Origin of the sequence: Planotetraspora thailandica (genome assembly GCF_016863335.1) — a bacterium.
Lineage (GTDB): Bacteria > Actinomycetota > Actinomycetes > Streptosporangiales > Streptosporangiaceae > Planotetraspora > Planotetraspora thailandica.
Window position 1 is genome coordinate 161,988 of sequence record NZ_BOOR01000034.1, and the last position, 6,779, is coordinate 168,766.

Sequence of the window (6,779 nt, forward strand, 5' to 3'; positions counted from 1 at the left end):
GGTGCCTGCGAGGGGCAACGTCAGCGACACTCCACACGTTCCCGAGCGCGCCACCTGACGACGATCTTGGCCCGACTTAGGCCACCAACTCCTCGCTGAGGGCCCATAGACGCGCGGCGGCCTCGGGGTCACGGGCCAGGGAGCTCGGCTCAATCTGCTTGCTGCGGAAGAAGTAGCCTCCGGTGACCTCGGCCGCCTCTGGGGCGCTGGCCAGGTAGACCGGGGTGGCCGCGCCGGTCTGGACGGTACCCATGAAAGGCTTCGCGGCCGCGATGAGCAGCTTGGCGACGCCGTGGGCCTCACGGCCCAGCTGGGTACGGATGAGGCCCGGGTGCAGGCAGTTGGCGACCACACCGGTGCCGGTCAGGCGCTTGGCCAACTCGACTGTGAACAAAATGTTCGCCAGTTTCGATAGCGGGTAGCTCGGCTCGCCGCGGGCCAGTTCGTTCCACGGGATCCGCTTGACAGAACTATGCACATTGGACGACACCGAGATCACGCGGGCCGGTGCACTGCCTACCAGCCGTTCCCGCAGCAGGCTGGTCAGCAGGAACGGCGCCAGATGGTTGACGGCGAACATAGTCTCGTAGCCGTCGACCGTGAACTGCCGCTTGAGCACGATCACACCGGCGTTGTTGTCGAGCACGTCGAGCCGGTGGTACTTCTCCAGCACCTCGGCGGCCAGCCGGCGCACTTCGGCCAGGCTCGACATGTCGGCCGTTAGGAGGTCCACCTCGGCACTGGGCGCCCGATGCCGGATCTCCTTGACGGCCGCTCGCCCTCGCTCGGCGTCGCGCCCGACGACGACCAGGGTGGCCCCCAGCTCGGCCAGCCGGGCCGCCGTCTCCCGGCCAATCCCGCTGGTCCCGCCGGTCACCAGGCACACTTTGCCGGACATTGTGGTCATTGACCCTCCCGGATGTACTTGCCGTGGCGCCATTTTCTCCACGGCGACGCCTCGGGTACCAGGTGTGGCGCGACGCCGCCAGCTGACGTGCCCGGTCAGCACCGTTCTCCTGGCGATCCTCGATGCCGCCGTCAGCCGCCGCAACGTCCAGATCGCTGCCGTTACGCCGACCCACACACCACCATGCGCTACGACCGAACCGGTAACAACCTGGGCCGCCGTACCAATCACCACACCGAACGGCGCGCCTGGAGGTGGGCCGGCCACCACGCCGAGCCTCGGAGATCCGGCTCGCTGGGACTGAACGGCGGTGACCAGCGCCCCGGCCAGACCGAACCGTGCGCTGGACGGGCCGTGAGCTGATCTTGCTCACGGCCCGTCCTGAACGGCGCCGCGCAACTCATTGCGGACGTCGGTCTGCGGTACGAGTACGGCCAGGGAATCCACGCAACCCCGGCATCCGGAATGTGGCCCGAACGGCCAGCGTCATCATCGGCCGTCGTCGGGACTCGGGCCTCATGCCGCTACGACCTCTCAATCGGGTGCACGGACATGCCGCGAGTCGCGCGGTCTGGCCGGCCGACCGGATCTGGCTCCCCTCTGTGTCAACAGGGCGGGCGTTCCCGCCTGTTGATCATGCGCCGGTCCTCGCCGTCGTCAAGCAGAGAGCGCTTGACGACGTCTGCGGGACGGCGCTGGGACAGGGCGCCGGGAACGGCCAGAAGGATGGTCGGCATCAGAGGTTGAACCGGTTGTAGCGTTGAGTTCGGCGGGTCCGGGAAGTGACTTCTCCGAAGTGCCGGTGTCGGGGTGTGAGCCGGCCGCGCTGGAGTCAGTAGCCGCCCCCGAGTGTCCTCCCGGGCCCGCCGCTGCGGGCGTGGCGGCGTCGGCGAGCAGCTGTCGGTAAACGATGTCGGAGAGGCGCCGCTTGAGGGCGCGCATGGCTTCCATCGAGGTCTTACCCTCGGCTTTCCTGCGGTCGTAGTAGGTGCGGCCCCGGCCCGGGTTGCGGAGCTGGACGGTGGCCATGATGTGCAGGACCCGGTTGATCTGGCGGTTGCCGCCGCGCGAGAGCCGGTGGCGGACCTGGTCACCGGAGGAGGCGTCGATGGGGGCAGTGCCGGTCCAGGACGCGAAGTGTGCCTTGCTGGGGAAGCGGGTGATGTCGCCGACCTCGATCAGCAGCCTGGCCGCTCCGGAGGGGCGGATGCCGTCCAGATCCATGAGCGTGGTCCCGGTGGCTTTCAGGAGCTCGGTGAGTTCCTTGTTCGCGGCCTTCTTCCGGGTGTAGATCCGCTCGAGGTCACCGATGAGTTCCGCGGCAACCCGGCGGCGGGTCTTGCCTGCGGCATCACGTGGACGAACCCGGGAGAGAAGGGTTTTCGCCTGTGCGGCGGATAAATCCTTCTTCGCGCCGCCGGGGATGAGTTCCAGCAGTAGGTGATGCAGCTGGGCCACTATTCGGGTGTGATCCTCGCCCAGGGCCCGGCGCCGGTCGGCGAGGATCCGCAGCACGGTGAGTTGCTCGTCGTCCACGACCGGGTGCAGTCCGCTCATCCTCGTGCCGACGAGGGCGATCGAATGTGCGTCGGTGGCGTCGGTCTTGCGGCCCTGACCGGTGGCGAAGATCCGGGCCCGGGCTGACAGCTTGGGCGGGATGTCCACGACCTGTTCGCCATCGGCCAGCAGCCGGTTCGCGATATGCCGGCCGATACCGCGGCAGCCCTCAACCGCCCAGACCCGTTCGGGAAATTGCCGACCGTAGCCGAGCATCGCCCCGTATCCATCAATGTCGGTGGCGTATCGGCCGCCACCCACAATGGTTTCGTCGCTGGTCATCACCTCGATCGTCGCGGACCGCTTGTGCGGGTCCATCCCGATCACCACTGCACCCATTGCTACCTCCCCGGACTCGACCCGTCGACGGTCTTGAGCTGGGAGGGCACCGCTACTTCGAGCTCGGACAATCCCCTCTTGAGCCTCTCCCGCCCGTTGGGCGACGCCCGGCTCACGCAGGCCAAATGAGAGCCACACAGCGAACTGTGGGCAGCCGATGTGAGAGCGACGAGCCGGGCGCCTGGACCGAGCCTCGCCAGACACCGGTCCTGAGGCAAGTTAACAAGTAGCCGATGAGCGGGTACCCGTGTGGCGTCTGACACCATGGCCCCGTGCGGCGATATCCGACCGAGCCACCGACCTCCGTGCTGGCGGGCACCGACGTGGCGCTCGTGGGCCTGTTCTCGGCGAAGGATAAGGAGTTCGGCGCAAAGCTTGACGTGCTGGCGGCCTCCGTGGAGGCCCATGGCGGGCGGGTAGTGAGCCGACACGTCCAGCGGCGGGGTGTCTCGCACGGCGGTGCGGCCAAAATGGCTGTGCCGTTCTCGCGGCGGACACTGCTTAGCCCGGGCAAAGCGCGCGAGATTGCGCAGGCGTGCCGGGCCGCAGAGGTCGGTGTTGCGGTGTTCGTAAACCCGCTCACGGAACACCAACGAGCTGTCCTCGGCGACATGTTCGGGTGCTTCGTGATCAGCGGCGAGGACCTCTTTACCCCCGGTCGGTGAGCGCCCGCACATGCCGCAGGGCGAGCGCGGCGCGGTACGACTGTGAGGATCTAAGGGCGCCGCCTCGAGTCATGGTCTGACCCGCGATACGACTGACCAGGGTGTCCTGAGTTTGATCTGTCGACCACGGTTCGGGGCGGGGCTTGCTATCGCCGACCGATGGAATGTGTCCCGATAGGGGCCTTGCCCGCCGGCACCATCACAGTCCTGACCGCTCCTTTGGTCCGGCGACGGCCAACTCCGTTCCCGTCCTGACCAGGAGCTGCCGTGCCGCAGACGTCTCCCGCCCCCTCAGAGCGCGCCACCGATGAGCGGATCGAGGTGATTGTCGGAGTCGATACCCACAAAGACTTCCACGTCGCCGCCGTCATCACTGCCCTGGGTGCGCTACTGGGAACCAAACGGTTTCCCACAACCGTGGCCGGCTATCTCGATCTGCTGGAGTGGGCGCGCTCGTTCGGGCGCGTGCATCGCGCCGGCGTGGAGTGCACCGGCTCTTATGGCGCGGCACTCGCCCGCCACCTGAGCGCTTCGGGAATCGAGGTCTTGGAGGTCAATCAGCCCGACAAAGCCGCGCGTCGGCGTCGCGGTAAGACCGACGCATTGGATGCCGAGGCGGCAGCTCGGGCGGTATTGTCCGGCAGCGCCACGGCCGTGGCCAAGGCAGGCGACGGGCCGGTGGAGATGCTCAGGCTGTTCAGATTGGCCAAGACGTCAGCAATCAAGTCGAGGTCCCAGGCGATTAACCAGCTCAAGGCCGTTCTGGTCGCTACCGAACCTGAGCTTCGCGACTCGCTGACCGGCCTGAGCAACCCCAAACTGATCCGCCGATGCGCCGCGCTTGAGGCCGGATCACCCACCAGCATCACCTCGGCCGCTGTCTACACCCTGCGGCTGTTGGCGCAACGTATCAGCCAACTCACCCAGGAAATCGTCGACCTCGAGACACAGATCACCGCCGCGATCTCCGCTCACGCTCCCGGCCTGCTCGACGCCTACGGTGTCGGCCCGGACACCGCCTCAGCCCTGCTCATCACGGCCGGAGACAATCCCGAGCGGCTTGGCACCGAAGCGTCCTTCGCAGCACTGTGCGGCGTCAGCCCGATCGAGGCCTCCTCGGGCAAGGTCCAGCGCCACCGTCTCAACCGAGGCGGCGACCGACAAGCCAACTCCGCCCTGCACACCATCGTCCTGGCGCGCCTGCGCTGGGACCCCCGGACCCGCGATTACCTCGAACGACGAATCGCCGACGGCAAAACCCGCCGCGAAGCGATCCGCTGCCTCAAACGCTACATCGCCCGCGACATCTACCGGATCATCCGGAACCCACAGCGTCCCAAGACCGCGGCCTCAGCGGCTTGACATCCATAGGGGCATCATACTGATCTGCCGCCGTGCGCGCGAACGCGCGACGATGCCGCGGAGGACGCGGACGCTCCATCATGCTGCTGTTTCGATGCCCTCGCTGCTGTCGGTGCCGTCTGGCAGACTGCCGCCATGCTTGATCACTTGTCGATTCAGTGCGGAGATCTCGTTAAGAGCGCGGCCTTCTACGACGCTGTTCTGGCGCCGCTCGGCGGCCGACGGATCATGGAATTCGGTCCAGTCATCGGATACGGCGTTGACCGCCCCACGTTCTGGATTGGTCAGCAGTCGACCGGCGACGGTTTCCGCGAGTCGCACATCGCTTTCACGGCAACCGACCGCCAGTTCGTCGATGCCTTCTTCGCCGCGGCCATCGGCGCCGGCGCGGAGGTCCTGCATGAGCCGCGAGTCTGGCCGGAGTACCACCCGGACTACTACGGCGCCTTCGTACGCGATCCCGATGGCAACAACGTCGAGGCAGTCTGCCACCAATCCTGCTGAACTCACCGCTTCATCCACGCTCCCGAGCACGCATGCGCGTCCCACCGAACATGCCCTCTTCTGCCGCTGTCCGTGCTCGCTCTTGCCGATGAGCGCGCGTGAACCGGCCTGGTTATCGCTGGCTACGGCCGATCTGGGCGTCGGCTAGTCTCGTCGAGCATGGTGGCAAGCGATCTTCCGAGCCCTCCCTCCTTCAATGCGCTTGAGGCGTGGGCCGGAGTGGGGCGAGTCATACGTGCCGCCGCGGATATGGCCCCGTGGCGGCTCCCGGAACAGCAGAAGGCGGCGCTGGTCTCCTGCGGCGTGCCGCTGCTGAACGGCGTTGTTGACGTGGTGTCGTTCAGGGCGGAGCCGACGATGTACCGGCTTGCGGGATACAGCCTCGACCGGCAGCAGCCGCGTTGGATATACGCTGCCGCGCCGGAGACCGGGCGTGTGCTGGAGATGTCGGTCGGCAGCGCCAGATTCGTCAACTCGTCAATCAACCACTGGCTGTGCTCGCTGCACCTGGTCGGCACATGGCTGGCGGGCTCGACGGCAATCCAGCACTGGGACGAGGACGAAGCGATGGAAGAGCTGGCACTTGCCGAGCTCACCGATCTGCTGGAGCAGATCGCACGCCTCGACCCGGCCGCATACGGCGATGTCGGCGATCACCGAACCCACTTCTGGCCCGCGGTCCTCGACCGGTGGCTGTACTGACGCGTCCTGCGGCATCCTCTTTTGCCGCGAGTCGTACGCCCGGCACGACTCCGAATTGATCATGTCAATCATCAACCGAAGCAGGACATGATTTCGCACATGATCGAAAGCAACTTTTCTTCTCGTAATCAAGGCGGCCCTAACCGGGCCGCACGCGCCGCCGTCACGGCGCACGCCGCCGCCTCCCGCTAGCGCTCCCAGCGGACAGCGCGCAAACAACGCCGGACGGCTGGCGCGGACGAGTCGATGGGCCGCCAGGCGACAGTACATCTCACTTCGAACAGGTCAACGCCACTCCGACCGTTACTGGCTGAGCTGGAAGGTGCAGGGTCCCCCGGCCCCCGCTGCCCAAGTATTCGCGGCACCCTGAACCTGTCAACCGGCGCTGTGTAGGTCGGACAACCAGCGCGCGTGGAAGGTCACCGGGAACATGTACACGCGAAGCACCGGTTGACAGAACCCGGGCGGCAGTCGCGAATGTCGGCAGCTATTGGGAGCCGGGGGAAAGTGGGGCATGTGCCTCCGTCATCGGCCCACTGCCGCTCACCACTGGTGCCAGACCAGTGTGTAGCTCCTCGTGGGTCGCAAACGATCTATGAAGGATCTCCCCCGCAAACACGGCAGTCTCTTTCGAGATACATACGCTTAAGGGATTGTTCGCCGTTTGGGCGGGTTGGGCAGGTGGTGGGTAAGGGGGAACCGCCATGACAGCCAGCGACAACCTGGAGGACTGGGCGGGATAT

The 6,779-nt window shown here is 66.5% G+C and carries 6 protein-coding genes; 4 read left to right on the plus strand and 2 right to left on the minus strand.

What is annotated here, in order from left to right; genetic code table 11:
* Window positions 1-76 precede the first annotated feature (76 nt).
* Together Pth03_RS23280 and Pth03_RS23285 are read right to left on the minus strand one after the other, a co-directional pair.
* Window positions 77-907 carry an SDR family oxidoreductase gene (locus tag Pth03_RS23280; protein ID WP_203946464.1) on the minus strand — a complete coding sequence of 277 codons (831 nt, stop codon included), beginning with the start codon at window positions 905-907 and terminating at the stop codon, window positions 77-79.
* 657 nt (window positions 908-1,564) lie between these two features.
* The gene (locus tag Pth03_RS23285; RefSeq protein WP_203946465.1) at window positions 1,565-2,803 is read right to left on the minus strand and encodes an IS110 family RNA-guided transposase; all 1,239 of its coding nucleotides are present in this window, start codon (window positions 2,801-2,803) and stop codon (window positions 1,565-1,567) included.
* A gap of 272 nt (window positions 2,804-3,075) precedes the next feature.
* Between Pth03_RS23285 and Pth03_RS23290 the strand changes: the two genes are divergently transcribed.
* The 4 genes from Pth03_RS23290 to Pth03_RS23305 all read left to right on the plus strand — a co-directional run bounded on the left by Pth03_RS23290 (window position 3,076) and on the right by Pth03_RS23305 (window position 6,036).
* Window positions 3,076-3,468, plus strand: coding sequence for an HflX GTPase family protein (locus tag Pth03_RS23290; protein WP_239119299.1), 393 nt, complete (start codon window positions 3,076-3,078; stop codon window positions 3,466-3,468).
* A gap of 267 nt (window positions 3,469-3,735) precedes the next feature.
* Window positions 3,736-4,830, plus strand: coding sequence for an IS110 family RNA-guided transposase (locus Pth03_RS23295; protein ID WP_203946466.1), 1,095 nt, complete (start codon window positions 3,736-3,738; stop codon window positions 4,828-4,830).
* Window positions 4,831-4,965: 135 nt separating this feature from the next.
* On the plus strand, window positions 4,966-5,334 hold the full coding sequence (locus Pth03_RS23300) for a VOC family protein (RefSeq protein ID WP_203946467.1): 369 nt from the start codon (window positions 4,966-4,968) through the stop codon (window positions 5,332-5,334).
* Between the two features lie 159 nt (window positions 5,335-5,493).
* A complete protein-coding gene (locus Pth03_RS23305; protein WP_203946468.1) occupies window positions 5,494-6,036 on the plus strand; it encodes an SUKH-4 family immunity protein in 543 nt (180 codons plus the stop codon).
* Window positions 6,037-6,779 lie beyond the last annotated feature (743 nt).